We start from the raw sequence: 18,686 nt of genomic DNA, 5'->3' as shown, positions 1-18,686 counted from the left end.
GGATCGAACATGACCACCCAGGCCGAAGGCCGCGATCCGCGTCTTCTCTTCGATCTTACGAGCAAGGTGGCGCTGATCACCGGCGGCAATCGCGGACTTGGCTTGGCGATTGCCGAGGGGCTTGCCGGCTTCGGGGCCAAGATCGTCATTGCCGCGCGAGACCAGGCGGCCGCCGAAGACAGCCTGGCGACGCTGCGGACGAGCGGAGCCGATTGCATCTTCGTCAAGACCGAGGTCGAGGGCGCGGACTCGCGGCAGCACTGTATCGAAGCGGCTGTGGACCGGTTCGGGCGGCTGGACATTCTCGTGAACAATGCGGGGATCAGCATCCGCAAACCGCCCGAAGAACTGTCGCTCGACGAATGGCACAAGGTGATCGAGGTGAACCTGACGGCGCCGTTTGCGCTCGCGACCGCGGCCTATCCGGCGCTCAAGAAATCCGGCGGCGGAAAGATCATCAATATCGGCTCGCTGTACTCGACATTCGGCGCCCCGCTTGTCGCGCCCTATGCCGCGAGCAAGGGCGGCATCGTGCAGCTGACCCGCTCCCTCGCCACCGCCTGGGCCAAGGACAACATCCAGGTGAACGCGCTTCTCCCCGGATGGCACGACACCGAATTGACCGCCCGCGCCCGCACCGACGTGGCGGGCCTCAACGAGAAGGTCCTGAGCCGGACGCCGGCGGGACGATGGGGAACGCCCGCGGATATCCGCGGCGCCGCGATCTTCCTTGCCAGCCCGGCGTCGGACTTCGTGACCGGCGCCTCGCTGGTGGTCGATGGCGGGTTTTCCGTGCAGGGCTGAGAAAGATCGGCCTTTCTCTCCCGGAGATTGCGCCGTCGGAGCATGGCGCGACGAAGCCGCCGGCGCGCCCTGCGCGCCGGGAGGCTCCCCATTGAACGCTAGTTGTGCTCCCAGCCGTCGCCGCCATCGCGATCATGATGCCAATCGTGATACGCCGCGCCGTGGTCGTCGCGATAGCCGCGCATGTCCGCGTCGCTGTTCCAAGCGTGCCACTGGTGGCCATTGTCCCAGTAGCCGTCGCTGTAGCCGAAGCGCACCACGCTATAGTCCATCGAGCTGCGATCGCTCATATGGCGATCCATGTCGCGGTCGTGGTCACGGTCCATCATGCAGCCTCCAGCGATCGTCGTGCCGGCCAGCGCGACCAGCAGCACTGCGTTCTTGAACAAACTTTTCATATGCCGTTCCTCCTTGCGCCGCGCTCTTTCGCAAGCGGCGCGGCTTGGTTGAGATCCCGTTCGGGTGGGCGTGACGCCACGGACCGCGGCGTCGTATGGCTAACGCGCGGCGGACGAATGTGACCACGCAGCGCATGCGGTTATCGCTCGCGCCCTCGCGAAGCCGGGAGACAACGCCAAGCGAGACGAATTGGCCTCCATCGCAGTTTGGTCATCACAACCGATGACAAGGGCGAAAAATGACCGGAAAGACATCAGAACGCGATTTCGCGGCGGCGGATGGGATGCCGCTGCCCACGCATGTGGAAGAGGCGATCCAGGCAATCGCCGCGATGCACGCCGCCCATCGGGAGGAAGCATCGTGGCTTGATCGATCGATCGACAGGGTCACCGCGGCCGTCGCAAAGGCGAATTTCCTGTTCGGCGTCGCCGCGGTGCTCGTATTGTGGGTGCTCGCCAACGCCCTGTCGCAGCGGGCCGGCTTCGGGGCTTTCGACGCATGGCCGTTTCCGCTGCTTGCGCTCTGCGTCTCCTGCGCCGCGCTTTTCATCGCGATTCTCATTCTGGCCAGTCAAAGGCGGGCCGATCGTCTGGCAAACCTTCGCGAACAGATGACGCTCGAAACCGTGCTGCTGAACACGCAGAAGGCGTCGAAGCTCATCGACCTGATGGAGGAATTCCGGCGCGACAGCCCCAACGTCAAAGACCGGGTGGACCTGGAAGCCATGGAAATGGCCGGCATGCCCGACCATGAGACCGTGCTGAATGCCATCCAGGAAATAAACGACAATCTGCCTGCGGAAAGGTGACTTGGCGGAAATTGAGGCTTACCGGGGCAGATCGAAGACCCGGAATCGCGAATTGTGCCGCAGAGGCACTGCACCCAAAGCGTGCGCCGCGCGTTCAATACCCATGGAACATTCCCTCTCGGCGATCGCGCCGCAGCCCAAGCGCGGACGCTACGGCAAGTCGGCCGCCGACGGTGTGGTCGTCCTGATCGTCGAAAACGAAGTGCTTATCCGCCTGAACGCCGTCCAAATGGTGGAGGACGCCGGATACATCGCATTGGAGGCCTCCAACGCCGACGACGCGATCGCGATCCTGAAGCAACGCCGGGATATCGGCGCCGTGTTCACGGACGTCTCCATGTCCGGCTGCAAGAGCGGATTGCAGCTGGCGCACGCCGTACGCCGGCGCTGGCCGCCCATCCACCTGATCGTCACGTCGGGGCTTCCTGCCGAGGATGAGGTGCCGCCCGGCTCTCATTTCATCCGCAAGCCGTACGAAAATGCGCGCGTCGTTGCACTCTTGCACAAACTTTTCGGTGGCACCTGACATGCCCTGAATGTCGAAAAGGCGGCAAGCACACCGCAGCAGACGCCAACAGGACGCAGTACCTTTCGTACCAACCGCTACCGGGAATGGCTTTCGCTCCGCGAGTCTCCGGTTCCAAAAAGGGGTAGCCATGGCTCCCCATACGCCGCCGCATTCCGATATCGCGCTCGATCTTGCGCTAGCGGTCATTGCGTCTTCCGACGCGCCGCTGCTGCTCTTGAACAGCGCGCTCACCGTCGTCGCCGCGAGCAGGTCGTTCTGCCGCGTGTTCCAGATCGATCCCGCCGCGGTGCAGGGCCGTGCGCTCGCGGAGCTCGGCGCGGGCGAATGGAACATATTGCAACTCTCGGCGCTGCTTCGCGCGACCGCTTCGGGTTACGCCGAGGTGCAGGACTATGAAATGGATCTCAAGCGCGAAGGCCGCGACGATCGCAGCCTGATCATCAATGCCCACAAGCTCGACTACACCGGCGGCACCGATGCACGGTTGATCCTGGCCGTCTCGGACGTCACCGACGCGCGGACGGCCGAAAAACTCCGGAACGACCTGCTGCGGGACAAGGACGCCCTGCTGAAGGACAAAGCGGTTCTGCTCCAGGAATTGCAGCATCGCGTCGCCAATTCCCTCCAGATCATCGCGAGCGTCCTGATGCAAAGCGCGCGCAAGGTGCAGTCGGAGGAAACCCGGACGCATCTGTTCGATGCGCACCAGCGCGTCATGTCGGTCGCCGCGCTGCAACAGCATCTAGCCGCCTCGACCGCCGGCGACGTCACCCTGCGTCCCTATCTCACCGTTCTTTGCGAGAGCATCGGCGCATCGATGATCCGCGATCACAGCAAGCTGTCGCTCGAGGTGGATGTCGACGACAGCACCACCAGTGCCGACGTCTCCGTAAGCCTGGGACTGATCGTGACGGAGCTGGTGATCAATGCTCTCAAGCATGCCTTCCCGAACGACAGCAGCGGCAGGATCAAGGTCGACTATAATTCCCATGGGCCTAATTGGACTCTGTCGGTCAGCGACACCGGCGTCGGCATGCCCAAGAATGCTGTGAACCCGAAACCCGGCCTGGGCACGAATATCGTCCAGGCGCTTGCGGGCCAGTTGCAGGCCACGATCAAGGTAGCGGAAGCGCATCCCGGCACGATGGTCTCCATCGTCCACAGCCAGATAGCGGCCGTCCAGAGCGCCGCCGCTATGCCCGGAGGACACGCGATCTAGAGTCCGTTGCTTTCAAGTTGGTGCAAGGTCATGTGGGCAAGCTCCCAGTGAAACTCGAAAACGGGCCGCGGCGGATGCCGTCATGAAGATGACCGGCGGCCGGGGCGTCGATACCGCCATCGAAGCCGTAGGCATCCCCGCCACGTTCGAGCTGTGCGAAAAGATCGTCGCGCCGGGCGGCACCATCGCCAATATCGGCGTGCACGGGAAGAAAGTCGATCTTCACCTGGAAAGCCTGTGGGATCGCAACATCGCGATCACGACGCGGCTGGTTGGCACCGTCTCCATACCGATGCCGTTCAAGGCCGTCCTGTCCGACAAGATCGATCCCAAGCGCCCGATCACGCACCGCTTCGCGCTCGACCATATCCTCGATGCCTACGATACTTTCGAGCGCGCCGCCGAAACCAAGGCCCTCAAGGTGATCATTGAGGCATAGCAATGGCGGACGCTTCGGTGCCTGCTAAGCTGGCGGTCGCGCTGGCCAAAAAAGGAACGAAAATGCCGCACCATCATCCGAAACCATGTACCGGCACTCGCCCGCGCCTCATGGGCGTGGAGACGGTCGATCACCCCGCGAAGGGCGAAATCCCCGACTTTGCGCGAAAGTTTTTCATGGCCAAGGGCCGCACCGCGCCGCAATACAACAGGTCTGCTTGAGATGACGACGCCTGGCCCGCTGTCTGCCGATCTCATCGGGAAAATGCACGCCTACTGGCGCGCGGCAAACTATCTGTCCGTCGGTCAGGTTTACCTGAAGGACAATCCCCTTCTCGAGGTCCCCCTCACGCTCGAGCATATCAAGCCGCGTTTGCTGGGGCATTGGGGAACGACGCCGGGATTGAATTTCCTGTATGTCCACCTGAACCGGCTGATCCAGCAGAACAACCTGAACATGATGTATGTCATCGGACCCGGCCATGGCGGGCCCGGCATCGTGGCGAACACCTATCTGGAAGGCTCCTATACCGAGCGCTATCCCGCCATCGAGCGCAGCCGCAACGGATTGCACCGCCTGTTTCGCCAGTTCTCCTGGCCCTACGGCATTCCCAGCCATGTCTCGCCGGAGACGCCCGGATCGATCCATGAAGGCGGCGAGCTGGGCTATTCGCTCACGCACGCCTATGGCGCGGCCTTCGACAATCCCGATCTGATCGTCGCCTGCGTCGTCGGCGACGGCGAAGCCGAAACGGGCGCGCTGGCCGCGAGCTGGCATTCCAACAAATTCCTGAATCCGGCGCGCGACGGCGCCGTGCTGCCGATCCTCCACCTCAACGGCTTCAAGATCGCCAACCCGACCGTGCTCGCGCGGATCAGCCGCGAAGAATTGACCCAGTTGTTCCAAGGTTACGGTTACGAGCCCCATTTCGTCGAAGGCAGCGATCCTGCCGTGATGCACCAGGCGCTTGCCGGCGTGCTGGATCAGGTGCTGCGCCGGATCCGCGAGATTCAGAAAGCCGCGCGGGCGGCCGGCAGGGACAAGGCGCCGGAGCGCCCGCGCTGGCCCATGATCGTCCTTCGCACGCCCAAAGGCTGGACAGGCCCCAAATTCGTCGACGGCAAACCGGTGGAAGGCACATGGCGCGCGCATCAGGTGCCGATCGCGAACTTCGAAAATCCCGAACATCTCAAGCAGCTCGAAGACTGGATGCTGAGCTACAAGCCGCGCGAGCTGTTCGACAAAAACGGCAAATTCCGCGAGGAGTTGGCCGCCCTCGCGCCGACCGGGCATCGCCGCATGGGCTCCAACCCGCACGCCAATGGCGGCGAACTCCTGACCCCCTTGTCGATGCCGCATTTCCACGACTATGCGGTAACGGTGTCCGAGCCCGGCACTGTCCACGCAGAAGCGACGCGCGTGCTCGGGACGTTCCTGCGCGATGTCATGAAGCTCAATCTCGGATCGCAGAATTTCCGCCTGTTCGGACCGGACGAGACGGCATCGAACAGGCTGGAAGCGGTCTACCAGGTGTCCGGCAAGGAATGGATGGCGGCGGTCGAAGACGTCGATATCGACCTAAGCACCGATGGCCGCGTCATGGAGGTTCTGAGCGAACATCTGTGCGAAGGCTGGCTCGAAGGCTATCTGCTCACGGGCCGCCACGGCCTCTTCTCCTGCTACGAAGCCTTCATCCACGTCGTCGATTCGATGTTCAACCAGCACGCCAAATGGCTGAAGGTCAGCCGGACCATCCCCTGGCGCAAGCCGATCGCGTCCCTGAACTATCTGCTCACCTCGCATGTCTGGCGGCAGGATCACAACGGCTTCTCCCACCAGGACCCCGGCTTCATCGACCATGTCGCCAACAAGAAATCCGACGTCGTGCGCATCTACCTGCCGCCCGACGCGAACTGCCTTCTCTCCGTCGCCGATCACTGCCTGCGCAGCCGCAACTACATCAACTTGATCGTTGCCGGCAAACAGCCCGAATGGCAGTGGCTCGACATCGAGGCGGCGACCCGCCATTGCGCCGCCGGTGCCGGCATCTGGCATTGGGCGGGCAATGACGGCGGCGACCCCGACGTGGTCATGGCTTGCGCCGGCGACATCCCGACCCTGGAGACCCTCGCCGCCGTCACGCTGCTGCGGACCCATTATCCCGATATCCGGATCCGCGTCGTCAATATCGTGGACCTGATGGTCCTGCAGCCACAGTCGGAGCATCCGCACGGGATGCAAGACCAGGATTTCGACGAGCTGTTCACGCGCGACAAGCCGGTGATCTTCGCGTTTCACGGCTATCCGGCGGTGATCCACAAGCTCACCTATCGGCGGCACAACCACCACAACATCCATGTCCGCGGCTACCGGGAAGAAGGCACGACCACGACGCCGTTCGACATGGTCGTGCTGAACAACCTGGACCGCTTCCAGCTCGCGCTCGATGCGACCAGCCGCATCCCGCGATTCGGCCATCGGGTCGCGAAGGCGACGGAATTCTATTGGGCCGCGATGGAGCGTCACAAGCTCTACATCAGCGAACATGGCGACGACATGCCGGAGGTTCGCGACTGGCGATGGAAGGTCTAGCGCGATGACGGAGTCCCGCGGCGAGACGATCGTCCTCACGCTGAACAGCGGTTCGTCCTCGCTCAAATTCGGCCTTTATCGCGCCGCCGCTTCACACACCGAAGTCCTTTTGACGGGAGAAGCCGATTTCGCCGGTGAAACCACCGGACGATTCCACGCGCAGGACGTGCGCGGCAACCCGCTATCCGCAGGCGGGACGTTCGTCCGCGACTTGCGCGACGCGGTCAGCCAAATCGAGCGGCTCCTAGCCGGCTCCGACCTGCCGCCTCCCGCGACTATCGGGCATCGGATCGTGCATGGTGGACCGAGGCTTCGCCGCCATCGCATCGTCGACAACGACGTATTGCGGCAGCTCGAAGCGGCCATTCCGTTCGCGCCGCTTCATCTTCCGTCCGCGCTGACGATCCTGCGATCGGCGCGCGAGCATTTTGCGGGCATCCCCCAAGTGGCGTGCTTCGACACGACCTTTCATGCCGATATGCCGGATGTCGCACGCATCCTTCCGCTCCCCAGGTCATTGCACGCGGAAGGCATCCAGCGCTACGGCTTCCACGGCCTTTCCTGCGAATCCATTCTGCATCAGCTTGGTGCCCCTCTGCCGGATCGCATCGTGATCGCCCATCTCGGCAACGGCGCCAGCGTGACGGCGGTCAAAGGCGGCAAGTCCATCGACACCAGCATGGGATTGACCCCGACCGGCGGCGTGATCATGGGAACGCGCAGCGGCGATCTCGATCCCGGCGTGCTGGTCTACCTGGCGCGGGAGAAGACGATGGATGCCGCAATGCTGGAGGATCTGGTCGACCGCCGCTCCGGGCTTCTCGGCATATCCGGAGTCGGCAGCGACATGCGCCGGCTGCGCCAAAGCGCGCCGTCGAACCCGGACGCGCAGCTCGCGATCGACATGTTCTGCCGTTCCGTGCGCAAGCAGATTGCGGCGATGCTCGCCGTGCTGGAAGGCGTCGACCTGATCGTATTCACCGGGGGCATCGGCGAAAACGACGAACAGGTCCGTGCCTCGATCTGCAGCGGCCTTGCCTGGGCCGGCATCGGTCTCGACGACGCACGAAACCGCGCCGCCGACAATCCCATCGGCGATCCCAAATCGCCCTGCAAAGTGCTTGTTCTACCGTCCCGCGAGGACGAGCAGATCGTCCGCCATAGCTGGACTCTGCTTTCACAGGCCAAATCCTGATGGCAGAAGCACCCCTTGGCCTGACCACCGACGCGGCGCACCGGCGCCTCGCGAAGGACGGTCCGAACGCGATCGTCGACGTGACGCAGCATCCAGTGCTGCGGGCCGTGCAAAAGCTTTGGGCGCCCGTGCCCTGGATGCTCGAAGCCGCGATCCTGCTGCAGCTCGTGCTCGGAGACTACGTCGAGGCCGGCGTGGTCGCGCTCCTGCTCGTGTTCAACGCCGGCCTGGGATTCTTCCAGGAAGGCCGCGCGCAAGCGACCCTGGATGCGCTCAAGTCGCGTCTGGCGCTCATCGCGTCGGTCCGGCGGGATGGCCATTGGACGACCGTGCCGGCCGCCGATCTGGTGGCGGGTGACGTCGTGAAGCTTTCCTTGGGCACAGTGGTGGTCGCGGACGTCCAGCTTGTCGACGGATCGATCCTGCTCGACCAATCCATGCTCACCGGCGAATCCATACCGGCGGAAGTCGGAGCAGGCGCCCTGGCCTATGCCGGCGCGCTCGTGCGGCGCGGCGAGGCCGTCGGGCAAGTGACTGCGACAGGCGAGCGCACCAAATTCGGCCGCACGGCGGAGCTCGTCCGCACGGCAAAGGTCGAAAGCTCGCAGCAGAAGATCGTCATGGGCGTGGTCCGCAACCTTGCCCTGTTCAACGGCGCCGCCACGGTCCTGCTTGCCGTCTATGCGTATTTTCTGTCGCTGCCGGACGCGGAGATCATCGCGCTCGTCCTGGTGGGGCTTCTTTCGTCGATCCCCGTTGCGCTGCCGTCCATGTTCACGCTGGCGGCGGCAGTGGGCGCGCGCTCGCTGGCGGCGCAAGGCGTGCTGCCCACGAGCCTTTCGGCGGTCGACGAAGCCGCCGGCGTCGACATCCTGTGCTCGGACAAGACAGGCACGCTGACGCGCAACGAACTCGCCGTGATGTCCATCCGCCCGATGCCGGGCTTCGACGAGGCGCATGTGCTGGCCCTCGCGGCTTTGGCGAGTTCGGATGGCGGGCAGGACCCGGTCGATGCCGCCATCCGCGGCGCGGCTGCGCACAAACCCGTCGGCGATGCACCCAAGCTGGTGACGTTCGTGCCGTTCGATCCCTCGCTGAAGCGCTCCGAAGCGACCGTGCTCCAGGCGGACGGCGGCACGACGAAAATCGCCAAAGGCGCATTCGCGGTCATCTCGGACCTGGCGCATTCCCCAGCCGGTGCAGCACCGATCGCCGCCGAACTGGAGGCAAAAGGTTTCCGGGTTCTGGCCGTCGCCGCCGGGCCGCCGGACAAATCGGCGCTGGTGGGCTTCATCGCACTCAGCGATCCGCCGCGCGAAGACTCCGCGGCGCTCGTCTCGGAGTTGTCCGGCCTGGGCGTTCGGACCGTCATGGTGACGGGGGATTCCGGAACAACGGCGCAGGTCGTGGCCGGAATGGTCGGGATCGCCGGACAGGTTTGGGCGACGACACCCTTGCCGAAAGATCTCAAGGCCGAAACCTATGCGATTTTCGCGAGCGTGCTGCCGGAGGACAAGTACAGTCTCGTCAAGGCCTTGCAGAAGGACGGGCACATCGTCGGCATGTGCGGCGACGGCGCGAACGACGCGCCCGCGCTGCGCCAGGCGCAGATGGGGATCGCAGTCTCCACCGCAACCGACGTCGCGAAATCCGCCGCCGGGATCGTGCTCACAAAGCCCGGACTTGCCGGCATCGTCGCCGCGATCAAGGAAGGGCGCACGACCTTCCAGCGCATCCTCACCTACACGCTGCGATCGGTTACGCACAAGGTCGTGCAGGTGCTGTTCCTGGGCGCCGGCCTCATCATCACGGGCCACGCCATCCTGACGCCGATGCTCATGGTGCTGATGATGATCACCGGCGACTTTCTGTCGATGACCTCGTCGACCGATAATGTGCGACCGTCTCCGAAACCCAATATCTGGCATATCCGCAACCTGACGGTCGTCGGCATCGTCCTGGGGCTCGCCGATCTGATGTTCTGCGTCGCCTGTCTGGCAGCCGGGAAATTCGCGATCGGCCTCGATACCGAAACGTTGCGCACGATGGCCGTGGTCACGCTGGTGTTCAGCGGCCAGGCCGTGTTCTACGTGTCGCGCGAGAGGCAGCACATCTGGAGTTCGCGCCCGGGACGATGGCTCATTGTTTCGTCGATCGTTGATCTGTCGATCTTCAGTGTCCTGTCCTCAAACGGTATCCTGATGGCAACGCTGCCGGTCGCCATCGTGGCAGCCCTGTTCGCTGCCGCCGCCGCGTTTGCCTTTGTCCTGGATGCCGCGAAGCTCGCCTTGTTCCGACGATTGGCGGTCTCGTGACCCGATGCCGACGGGCCTGGCCGGGAAAGGACCCGCGGTCCCGGTCAAATCCCTTGCGGGAAGCTTGCGCAGGACCGGGCCATGCCGGATGTTCGGGCAGGTCAATCAGGGCCATTGGCGCAAGGGACTGGACAGTCGGATGGGCGATCCCGGGCGGATGAACCAAGGCCCCGCGTTCGACGCGGGGTTCCGGGCGCAATTGCTGGAATTGTTCCTGTGGCGCCGGGATGTGCGCCACTTCAAGTGCGATCCGCTGGAACAGCATGTCCTCGACCGTCTCGTCGAGACGGCATGCCGCGCACCTTCTGTGGGCCTTAGCGAGCCTTGGCGGTTCGTCATGGTGGCCGATGCCGCGCGCCGGCGCGCCATCCGGGACTGCTTCGCGGAATGCAACGCCGAGGCGCTGAGCGCGCAATCGGCCGACAGGGCCGGCGACTATGCACGGCTGAAGCTGGCGGGACTGGACGACGCGCCGGGCCATATCGCGGTCTTCGCCGATCGGTCCACCGTACAGGGCCATGGTCTCGGACGATACACGATGCCCGAAACGATCGAATATTCCGTGGTCTTGGCGATCCACACCCTTTGGCTTGCAGCGCGCGCCGAAGGCGTCGGTGTCGGCTGGGTATCGATCCTCGAGCCGTCGCGCGTGGCGGCGATCCTGGATGTGCCCATACAATGGATTTTTGTCGGCTATCTCTGTGTCGGGTATCCGCAGGAAGAACACGATAGGCCGGCGTTGGAGCGCGAAGGGTGGGAACGGCGCGGCCTGCCAAGCGCGGCAATCGTAAGGCGATAGCCGGAGCGCTTGACCTTCCGAGCCGGAGTCGAAATAACAGGGGCCTTGAGTTCCGGTTCTCTGGCGCGATCCAGAGCTAAGAGGGAATTCGGTATGCCGGCCTGGTCGCCGGCTATTCCGAGGCTGCCCCCGCAACTGTGAGCGGCGAGTTCTTTGCGAAAACGTCACTGATGCCCTGCATCGGGAAGACGGCAACGGACAGCGACCCGCGAGCCAGGAGACCTGCCGGTCCTTTGAACAGACGTTCGGGCGGGGTGTCCCGGGAGTTGGTTGTGGTCCGCTTCGTCGAAGCCCGCCCAATCCGCATCCGCACTCCGGCCCGCGAGAGCGCGGTATGGCAGGCGGACACACGATCAACTGGATTTGGATCCGGCACGCGCCCGCGACGCTGCATGGCCGTTTCTGCGGCCATAGCGATCCCGCGCTCGACGATGGCAATGTGCGCGGATATCGCGCTGTCGCGCGCACGCTGCCAAAGGATTGCCTGACGTTCAGCAGCCCGCTCCTCCGAGCACGGCAAACGCTCGAACGGCTTGTTGGCGCCGGGTTCTCGCCCGGCAGCATCGTGTCGTCGGCCGAGATCACCGAGCAGAATTTCGGCTCCCTGGACGGCAAGCCCTACGCCGACGTCGAGCTGCCGCAAGACGCAAACGCGCTTGCCGCATGGCGCCCGGAGCACGGCGAGAGCTTCACGGACGTTTGCGCGCGCGTAAGCCGATTTGTCGCCGAGATCCGGCTTGGTCGGCCGGAGAACGTCTGTCTTGTGTCGCATGCGGGCGCCATTCGCGCCGCGCTCACCCTCGCGCACGGGCTTTCGCCGGCGGAGGGTCTCGCCCTCCCCGTAGCGCCGCTGTCTTTGACGCATCTGTCGCTGTCGCAAGACGGCGATTGGGACATCCTCACCTCCAACCGAATCCTTGAAGGGGCCTAGCGCCATGACACAGACAGGCAAGCTTTCGGCACGCAAGATCCCGGCCACCGTCATCACCGGGTTTCTGGGCGCAGGAAAGACGACGCTGATCCGCAATCTGCTCGAGAACAGTTCGGGGCGGCGCTACGCGCTCATCATCAACGAATTCGGCGACGTCGGCGTCGATGGGAAGATATTGAAGGAGTGCGGCGTCGAAAGCTGCGGCGAGGACGACATCGTCGAACTCGCCAATGGCTGCATCTGCTGCACGGTCGCCGACGACTTCCTGCCGACGATGGCCAAGCTGCTCGATCGCGACGTGCCGCCCGATCACATCATCATCGAGACCTCGGGCCTCGCGCTGCCCAAACCGCTGGTGAAGGCGTTCAACTGGCCCGAGGTTCGCACGCGAGTCACGGTCGACGGCGTGGTGACGCTGATCGACGTCGATGCGGTGAGCCAGGGGCGGTTCGCGATGGACGAAGACGCCGTGGCGCAGCAGCGGGCCGACGACGCATCGGTCGACCACGACAACCCACTCGAAGAACTGTTCGAAGACCAGTTGCAATGCGCCGATCTGGTGCTGCTCACCAAGACCGATCTCGTGACGGGGGCCAGGCTCGACGAGATCGAGGTGGACCTCAAGGGCCGGGTGCGCGACGGCGTGCGCTTCGTCCGCATCGCGCATGGCGCCGTCGATACCGGGGTCCTGCTTGGCGTGAATGCGGGCGCCGAGGACAGCATCGACGCGCGCTGGTCGCATCACGACACCGAGGCCGATCACGACCACGACGATTTCGAGAGCTTCGTCTTCAAGGGGCCGGAGCTGCGCAACGTCGATGCCCTGATCGCCGGCATCAAGCAGACCATGAAACTGCACGACATCCTGCGCCTGAAGGGCTTCGCGGCCGTCGCCGGCAAGCCCATGCGCCTGGTGATCCAGGCCGTCGGCCCGCGGATCGAGCACTATTTCGACCGCGCCTGGACCGCGGGCGAGACCCGCTACACCCAGCTGGTCGTGATCGGCGAAAAAGGCCTGGCGCAAACGGCCATCGCCGACGAGCTTACCGCCGCGATCGGCTGATGCATCTTCTGGCAACACAGGCCGGGACGATCGACGACGGCTCGGAAGCCGTCGACCTCGGCCAAGCGCCCGGCGACATCGTGTTGCTGACCGCTGCGGATACGGAGCTGTCGTGCCTGGCACAGGCGCGCGCCTCGCTACCCCCGGAAGCGCCGAGCCTGAGGCTGGCCAATTTCCTGCGGCTGCAGCATCCGCTTTCGGTCGATCTGTATGTCGAGCAGGTGGTCGCCAATGCGAAACTGGTGGTGATCCGGCTGCTGGGCGGCTCGGGCTATTGGCGCTATGGGCTCGCCGAAGTCGAGGCCGCCTGCCGCGCGAACGCGATTCCCTTTATCATCGTGCCGGGCGACGACAAGCCAGATCCCGAACTGCGGCGCGCCTCGACGGTGACGGACGAGCAATTCCAAACGATCTGGTCCTATCTCGCCTTTGGCGGCATCGGGAACGCCGGACAATTCCTGCGATATGCGGCGGAGCTGATTGGACGCGAGCCCGATCCCGACATTCGCGCGCCGCGTCTCGTGCCCAATGCCGGCCTCTATTGGCCCGGGCTTTCGGATCCGACCCTCGAAGAGATCCAGGCGCATTGGCCCGAACACGGCCCCGTCGCGCCGATCCTGTTCTATCGCGCCTTGCAGCAGTCCGGCGCGCTGGCGCCGGTCGACGCCCTGATCGCGGCGCTTGCCGCCAAGGGTATGTCGCCGCTGCCGATCTACGTGCAGAGCCTGAAGGATCCCCTATCCGTTTCGGTCGTGCACGAGCTTCTGGCACGGACCGCGCCCGACGTGATCCTGAACTGCACGTCCTTCGCGACATCCATTCCCGGTGAAGACCGGACGCCCTCGGTCCTGGAGGCGGCCGACTGCCCCGTCCTTCAGGTGGTGTTCGCCAGCACGAGCGCGGAACGGTGGCATGAGTCTGCGAGAGGTCTGCCGGCGCGCGACGTGGCGATGAACGTCGCGCTGCCCGAGGTTGACGGGCGGATCTTAAGCCGTGCCGTCGCGTTCAAGGCGGAAGCCTCATTCGACGCGCTCACCCAATGCCCTATCGTGACGCACGACCCGGTTCCCGACAGGATCGCCTTCGTCGCCGCGCAGGCCGAGGCGTGGTGCCGGTTGCGCAAAGCGAGGCCGGAAGACCGGCGCGTGGCCATCGTGCTTGCCAATTATCCCAACCGCGACGGACGCCTGGGCAACGGCGTCGGCCTCGACACGCCGGCGAGTGCGATCGGGGTGCTGAAGAGCTTGCGCGCGGCGGGCTATGCCGTCGGCGCGTTGCCGGCCGATGCGCAGGCTTTGATGAACCTGGTTGCCCAGGGACCCACCAATGCACTGCAAGGCCGCGAAAGGCGCGCAGGCGGCGTCGCCTATCCGCTGGCCGACTACGAACGGTTTTTCGCGACACTGCCGCAGTCCGTCCGGGACGCGGTCACGACACGCTGGGGAGCGCCGCAAGACGATCCCTTCATTGCCGCGGCAGACGGCGACCTGGATTTCCGACTGTCGATCATGCTGTTCGGGTCCGTCGCGCTCGCCGTGCAGCCGGCGCGCGGCTACAACATCGATCCGTTGGGCTCCTATCACGATCCCGCGCTCGTCCCGCCGCACAACTACCTCGCCTTCTATGCGTGGCTGCGGCGCGATTTCGACGCGCATGCCGTCGTGCACATGGGCAAGCATGGCAATCTGGAATGGTTGCCCGGAAAGTCCGTTGCGCTTTCGCGGGATTGCTTTCCGGAAGTCGCGCTGGGGCCTCTGCCCCATCTCTATCCCTTCATCGTCAACGACCCGGGCGAGGGAACGCAGGCCAAGCGCCGCGCCAGCGCGGTGATTATCGATCACCTGACGCCACCGCTCACGCGAGCGGAGAGCTACGGACCGCTGCGAGATCTCGAAGTGCTCGTCGACGAGTATTACGAAGCAGCCAGCCTCGACGCGCGGCGGCTGCCGAATCTCAAGCGCCGCATTCTCGATCTGGCCGTGACATCGGGGCTCGACAAGGATTGCGGCATCACCGACCCCACCGACGAAGACCTGTCCATCGCGGCGCTCGACAATTATCTGTGCGAACTGAAGGAGCTGCAAATCCGCGATGGCTTGCACATCTTCGGCGAAGCACCGCGCGACCGGCAATTGACCGATCTGCTGGTCGCCCTGGTCCGCGTTCGCCGCGGTTCGGAAAAAGGGCGCGACGCCTCGATCCTGCAAGCGCTCGCCAGCGATCTCGCTCTTGGTGCCTTCGATCCCCTGGCTTGCAAGATGGGCGAGCCGTGGACGGGAGCGAAACCGACGGCCCTGACGACGGTATCCGACGATACGTGGCGCACCAACGGCGATACCGTCGAGCGGCTCGAGCGCATGGCGCAGCAATTCGTCGGAGGCCTCGAACCGCCCAAGAGCTGGGCCGCAACGCGCGCGGTTCTCGCCTATGTCGAAGCCGAGCTCAGACCCGACCTTCTGAGCTGTGGCGCCAACGAGTTGCGCGCGCTCGAACGCGGGCTGGGTGGACGGTTTGTCGCGCCCGGCCCATCGGGTGCGCCGACGCGGGGACGGCCGGACGTCCTTCCGACAGGGCGGAATTTCTATTCGCTCGATCCGCGCGCCGTGCCGACACAGACCGCTTGGCAGCTCGGCTGGCAGTCTGCGCAGTTGCTGGTCGAGGACTACCGGCAGCGCCACGGCGAGTTTCCGCTCGCAATGGCGATCTCCGCCTGGGGGACTTCGAACATGCGCACCGGCGGCGACGACATCGCGCAAGCACTGGCATTGATCGGCGTCCGGCCGAGCTGGGATTCGACGGCCGGGCGCGTAACGGGCTTCGAGGTGTTGCCGCCGGCCAAGCTGGGACGGCCGCGCGTGGACGTCACGTTCCGCATATCGGGCTTTTTCCGCGACGCCTTTCCCAGCCAGATCGATCTGTTCGACTCTGCGGTGCGCGCCGTCATGGCGCTCGACGAGTCCGATGAGGACAATCCGCTCGCCCTGCGCTTCCGCGAGGACGCGGCGCGGCTGCGTGCGGCCGGCCTGGCCGAGTCGGACGCCGCACGGCGCGCGGGCGCGCGCATCTTCGGCTCGAAGCCCGGCGCTTACGGCGCGGGCCTCCAAGCCATGATCGACGAGCGGCTCTGGAAAACGAAGGGCGACCTGGCCGAAGCCTATCTGAGCTGGGGCGGGTACAGCTACGGCTCGGCCAGCGACGGTGAAGCCGATCACACGCTGCTGCGCGAGCGGCTGACGCGGATCGATGCCGTGGTCCAGAACCAGGATAACCGCGAGCACGACCTGCTGGACTCGGACGACTACTATCAATTCGAAGGCGGCATCGCGAACGCCGTAGCCCATCTCAAGGGTCATGAGCCGACGATCTACCATAACGATCATTCGCGGCCCGACACCCCGCGCGTGCGCACGCTGGAGGACGAGCTGGCGCGCATCGTCCGGGGCCGCGCGGCCAATCCCAAATGGATCGCGGGCGTCATGCGGCACGGTTACAAGGGTGCATTCGAGATCGCCGCCACTGTCGATTATCTGTTCGCGTTCTCGGCGACGACGAATGCGGTGCGGGACCACCACTTCGACCTGCTGTTCGCGGCCTATGTCGACGACACTTCCGTCGAGGCCTTCATGCGCGAGAACAATCCCGCGGCGCTTCGCGAATTGGCCGAACGGTTCCTGGAAGCGCTGGATCGCGGCCTGTGGAAGCCAAGGCGCAACACCATTCGCGAGCACCTCGAACGCCTCATTGCCGGAGCTAGATCATGACCGAAGATACCCGCGACGCGGACGTGGAACGCCACAACGAGAAGATGCGCAAGCACAAGGCGGCGCGCGACAAGATCATGGCGACCAAGACGGTCGAAAAAGGCCTGGTGATCGTCCACACCGGCAAGGGCAAGGGCAAGACGACGGCCGCGATGGGCATGGTCTGCCGCGCCATCGGGCACGGGCAGCGCATCGCGATCATCCAGTTCATCAAGGGCGCCTGGGCCACCGGCGAGAAGGTCGTGTTCGACGCCTTCCCGGACCAGGTGACGATGCGCGCCATGGGCGAAGGCTTCACCTGGGATACGCAGGACAAGGCACGTGACATCGAGATGGCGCGCCTCGCCTGGGACATGGCGAAATCCTATATCGCCGACCCGGCCTACAAGATGGTCCTATGCGACGAACTCAATATCGCGCTCCGCTACGACTACGTGCCGTTGGACGATGTGGTTGCGACGCTGAAAAACAAGCCCATCGACAAGCATGTCATCATTACCGGCCGGAACGCGAAGGACGAGCTCATCGAGATCGCCGATCTCGTGACCGAGATGACTCTGCTCAAGCACCCGTTCAAGAGCGGCGTGAAGGCGCAGGAAGGCATAGAGTTCTAGCGCAAGAGCATCAATCTCCGAGGCCATCATCCTTCCCGATCAAGGCAGAGGGCCAGCCGATGCGAACCAGGAGACCGTCCGGGCCTGCGATCCCGCATTCGTAGATGCCCCACTCGCGGTGACGCAGTATTCCGCCGGGGCGGATGATCAGGTCGTCGACCCGTGCAGCGATGGCGTCCACGTCGGGCGTGCGGATGAAAACGCCGAACGGGTTGGTCTCAGGGACGCTCCAGGGGCCGGTTCCCGCTTGCGTAAGATGCACTTCGCAATCCCAGCCGGTCAAAATATAGTAGTTGCCATCGCCGCCCGTGCGGGCGAACCCCAGGCGCTCCCAGAACGGGAGGGCACCGGGCAGATCGTTGCACGGTACGATGGCAAAGGCGCCGACGGTGGCAGGTATGGGCATCGTTTGCTCCAACAGTTATTGCCCGCTGCGGGCTTCCGCATCTCCGCCAGGGACTCTTTGCCACAACGACGCAGACGGAATCAGAGCCTTCCGATCCGCCGCCCGGCCTGCTGCTCGGTCAGCCAGCCGAAGCCCAGGCCGATCGACAGCCAGATCACGGCCTGCAAGCCGAGAGCCGCGACCCGGAAGCGCCATAACGTGGCCGCCGGAAAGCCGGTCGGCACTTCGTTGACGTCCGGAAGAAGGATCATCGCGAGAGCGAGCGCTGCCACCAGCACCGCACCGCCGGCGATGCCGCCGTTCCATGCGCCAAGCGTCCGCGACAGCTTGCGCGCGACGAAGACGGAAAAAGACGTCGCGGCTATCGATATCACGAGAAAGCCGAAATAGAGCGCCGTCCTGTGGCCGATCGTGTCGGGATTGCCGATGGCGGGAGGATTGGCCGGATATTTGAGATCGGGAAACACGACCAGCGCCAGGAACGCCGCCAAGGCGAGCAACGCCGCCAAGGTGCGCGGACCGAAAGCGCCCATACGGCCGAGGAGAAATGCGAAGACCAATGCGAACAAGCCACCCAAGGCTGTACCGAAGACGATCACGCCGGCGAAGAGGCCCCAAGTGCTTTGGACCTCGCGGGTGATGAGAACCGGTTCCGGCGCTTCGCCGCGCGTCTGGGCCATGTGTGATTCGAAGCCGATGGCGACATCGACTTGCGGTTCACCGAATGCCTTCGCGAACCCGAACGCCAGGAGGCCTGCGAACAGACCGACCAGCATGCCCCGCAGCAGGAGCGCGCCAACCATGGTTCGACC

General features: G+C 64.6%; 16 protein-coding genes, 1 pseudogene and 1 riboswitch. Of the genes and pseudogenes, 14 read left to right on the top strand and 3 right to left on the bottom strand.

Annotated elements, in window-relative coordinates; translation table 11 throughout:
- Nucleotides 1-9 precede the first annotated feature (9 nt).
- Entirely contained in the window at nt 10-804 is a 795-nt protein-coding gene (locus tag WDM91_23450) for a glucose 1-dehydrogenase (GenBank protein MEI9997570.1), read from the top strand.
- A 98-nt stretch (nt 805-902) separates the two neighbouring features.
- On the opposite strand, the gene WDM91_23445 is transcribed toward WDM91_23450, so the two are convergent.
- Nucleotides 903-1,202: a hypothetical protein gene (locus WDM91_23445; GenBank protein ID MEI9997569.1), complete on the bottom strand. Its 300-nt coding sequence runs from the start codon at nt 1,200-1,202 to the stop codon at nt 903-905.
- A 239-nt stretch (nt 1,203-1,441) separates the two neighbouring features.
- Here WDM91_23445 and WDM91_23440 point away from each other — a divergent pair, with 239 nt between their 5' ends.
- The 13 genes and pseudogenes from WDM91_23440 to cobO all read left to right on the top strand — a co-directional run bounded on the left by WDM91_23440 (nt 1,442) and on the right by cobO (nt 17,468).
- Nucleotides 1,442-2,011: a DUF1003 domain-containing protein gene (locus tag WDM91_23440; protein MEI9997568.1), complete on the top strand. Its 570-nt coding sequence runs from the start codon at nt 1,442-1,444 to the stop codon at nt 2,009-2,011.
- 103 nt (nt 2,012-2,114) lie between these two features.
- Nucleotides 2,115-2,537, top strand: a complete 423-nt coding sequence (locus WDM91_23435; GenBank protein ID MEI9997567.1) for a response regulator — start codon at nt 2,115-2,117, stop codon at nt 2,535-2,537.
- A 130-nt stretch (nt 2,538-2,667) separates the two neighbouring features.
- The gene (locus WDM91_23430; protein MEI9997566.1) at nt 2,668-3,759 is read left to right on the top strand and encodes a histidine kinase dimerization/phosphoacceptor domain -containing protein; all 1,092 of its coding nucleotides are present in this window, start codon (nt 2,668-2,670) and stop codon (nt 3,757-3,759) included.
- 67 nt (nt 3,760-3,826) lie between these two features.
- Nucleotides 3,827-4,198, top strand: a pseudogene (locus tag WDM91_23425) (zinc-binding dehydrogenase).
- A 2-nt stretch (nt 4,199-4,200) separates the two neighbouring features.
- Nucleotides 4,201-4,419: a hypothetical protein gene (locus tag WDM91_23420; GenBank protein MEI9997565.1), complete on the top strand. Its 219-nt coding sequence runs from the start codon at nt 4,201-4,203 to the stop codon at nt 4,417-4,419.
- A gap of 1 nt (nt 4,420) precedes the next feature.
- The gene (locus WDM91_23415; protein MEI9997564.1) at nt 4,421-6,790 is read left to right on the top strand and encodes a phosphoketolase family protein; all 2,370 of its coding nucleotides are present in this window, start codon (nt 4,421-4,423) and stop codon (nt 6,788-6,790) included.
- 4 nt (nt 6,791-6,794) lie between these two features.
- The gene (locus tag WDM91_23410) at nt 6,795-7,985 is read left to right on the top strand and encodes an acetate/propionate family kinase (protein ID MEI9997563.1); all 1,191 of its coding nucleotides are present in this window, start codon (nt 6,795-6,797) and stop codon (nt 7,983-7,985) included.
- Nucleotides 7,985-10,300, top strand: coding sequence for an HAD-IC family P-type ATPase (locus WDM91_23405; GenBank protein MEI9997562.1), 2,316 nt, complete (start codon nt 7,985-7,987; stop codon nt 10,298-10,300). Before WDM91_23410 ends, WDM91_23405 begins: the two co-directional genes overlap by 1 nt.
- Nucleotides 10,301-10,439: 139 nt before the next feature.
- Complete coding sequence (gene bluB, locus WDM91_23400; protein ID MEI9997561.1) at nt 10,440-11,099, top strand: 5,6-dimethylbenzimidazole synthase; 660 nt, start codon at nt 10,440-10,442, stop codon at nt 11,097-11,099.
- Nucleotides 11,100-11,135: 36 nt separating this feature from the next.
- Nucleotides 11,136-11,344: riboswitch (cobalamin riboswitch) on the top strand.
- Between the two features lie 89 nt (nt 11,345-11,433).
- Nucleotides 11,434-12,030 (top strand): histidine phosphatase family protein, encoded by a 597-nt coding sequence (locus tag WDM91_23395; GenBank protein ID MEI9997560.1) that lies wholly within the window; start codon nt 11,434-11,436, stop codon nt 12,028-12,030.
- 4 nt (nt 12,031-12,034) lie between these two features.
- Nucleotides 12,035-13,093: a cobalamin biosynthesis protein CobW gene (cobW, locus tag WDM91_23390; GenBank protein MEI9997559.1), complete on the top strand. Its 1,059-nt coding sequence runs from the start codon at nt 12,035-12,037 to the stop codon at nt 13,091-13,093.
- On the top strand, nt 13,093-16,854 hold the full coding sequence (cobN, locus tag WDM91_23385; protein MEI9997558.1) for a cobaltochelatase subunit CobN: 3,762 nt from the start codon (nt 13,093-13,095) through the stop codon (nt 16,852-16,854). The genes cobW and cobN overlap by 1 nt, the downstream gene beginning before the upstream one ends.
- Nucleotides 16,851-17,468 carry a cob(I)yrinic acid a,c-diamide adenosyltransferase gene (gene cobO, locus WDM91_23380; protein ID MEI9997557.1) on the top strand — a complete coding sequence of 206 codons (618 nt, stop codon included), beginning with the start codon at nt 16,851-16,853 and terminating at the stop codon, nt 17,466-17,468. The genes cobN and cobO overlap by 4 nt, the downstream gene beginning before the upstream one ends.
- 10 nt (nt 17,469-17,478) lie before the next feature.
- On the opposite strand, the gene WDM91_23375 is transcribed toward cobO, so the two are convergent.
- A complete protein-coding gene (locus WDM91_23375) occupies nt 17,479-17,874 on the bottom strand; it encodes a hypothetical protein (protein ID MEI9997556.1) in 396 nt (131 codons plus the stop codon).
- An 80-nt stretch (nt 17,875-17,954) separates the two neighbouring features.
- On the bottom strand, nt 17,955-18,677 hold the full coding sequence (locus tag WDM91_23370; protein MEI9997555.1) for a CbtA family protein: 723 nt from the start codon (nt 18,675-18,677) through the stop codon (nt 17,955-17,957).
- Nucleotides 18,678-18,686: the final 9 nt, after the last annotated feature.

The organism is Rhizomicrobium sp., assembly GCA_037200385.1.
Taxonomy (GTDB): Bacteria; Pseudomonadota; Alphaproteobacteria; order Micropepsales; family Micropepsaceae; genus Rhizomicrobium.
Note: the sequence above shows the minus strand (reverse complement) of the source record. Positions and strands in the feature narration are given on the sequence as shown.

Excerpts from the sequence above, each read along its gene's own strand:
- cobN (MEI9997558.1), top strand. The coding sequence starts at position 13,093 with ATGCATCTTCTGGCAACACAGGCCGGGACGATCGACGACGGCTCGGAA.
- cobO (MEI9997557.1), top strand. The coding sequence starts at position 16,851 with ATGACCGAAGATACCCGCGACGCGGACGTGGAACGCCACAACGAGAAG.
- bluB (MEI9997561.1), top strand. The coding sequence starts at position 10,440 with ATGGGCGATCCCGGGCGGATGAACCAAGGCCCCGCGTTCGACGCGGGG.
- WDM91_23370 (MEI9997555.1), bottom strand. The coding sequence starts at position 18,677 with ATGGTTGGCGCGCTCCTGCTGCGGGGCATGCTGGTCGGTCTGTTCGCA.
- WDM91_23420 (MEI9997565.1), top strand. The coding sequence starts at position 4,201 with ATGGCGGACGCTTCGGTGCCTGCTAAGCTGGCGGTCGCGCTGGCCAAA.
- WDM91_23440 (MEI9997568.1), top strand. The coding sequence starts at position 1,442 with ATGACCGGAAAGACATCAGAACGCGATTTCGCGGCGGCGGATGGGATG.
- cobW (MEI9997559.1), top strand. The coding sequence starts at position 12,035 with ATGACACAGACAGGCAAGCTTTCGGCACGCAAGATCCCGGCCACCGTC.
- WDM91_23410 (MEI9997563.1), top strand. The coding sequence starts at position 6,795 with ATGACGGAGTCCCGCGGCGAGACGATCGTCCTCACGCTGAACAGCGGT.
- WDM91_23405 (MEI9997562.1), top strand. The coding sequence starts at position 7,985 with ATGGCAGAAGCACCCCTTGGCCTGACCACCGACGCGGCGCACCGGCGC.
- WDM91_23445 (MEI9997569.1), bottom strand. The coding sequence starts at position 1,202 with ATGAAAAGTTTGTTCAAGAACGCAGTGCTGCTGGTCGCGCTGGCCGGC.
- WDM91_23415 (MEI9997564.1), top strand. The coding sequence starts at position 4,421 with ATGACGACGCCTGGCCCGCTGTCTGCCGATCTCATCGGGAAAATGCAC.
- WDM91_23395 (MEI9997560.1), top strand. The coding sequence starts at position 11,434 with ATGGCAGGCGGACACACGATCAACTGGATTTGGATCCGGCACGCGCCC.
- WDM91_23375 (MEI9997556.1), bottom strand. The coding sequence starts at position 17,874 with ATGCCCATACCTGCCACCGTCGGCGCCTTTGCCATCGTACCGTGCAAC.
- WDM91_23435 (MEI9997567.1), top strand. The coding sequence starts at position 2,115 with ATGGAACATTCCCTCTCGGCGATCGCGCCGCAGCCCAAGCGCGGACGC.
- WDM91_23430 (MEI9997566.1), top strand. The coding sequence starts at position 2,668 with ATGGCTCCCCATACGCCGCCGCATTCCGATATCGCGCTCGATCTTGCG.
- WDM91_23450 (MEI9997570.1), top strand. The coding sequence starts at position 10 with ATGACCACCCAGGCCGAAGGCCGCGATCCGCGTCTTCTCTTCGATCTT.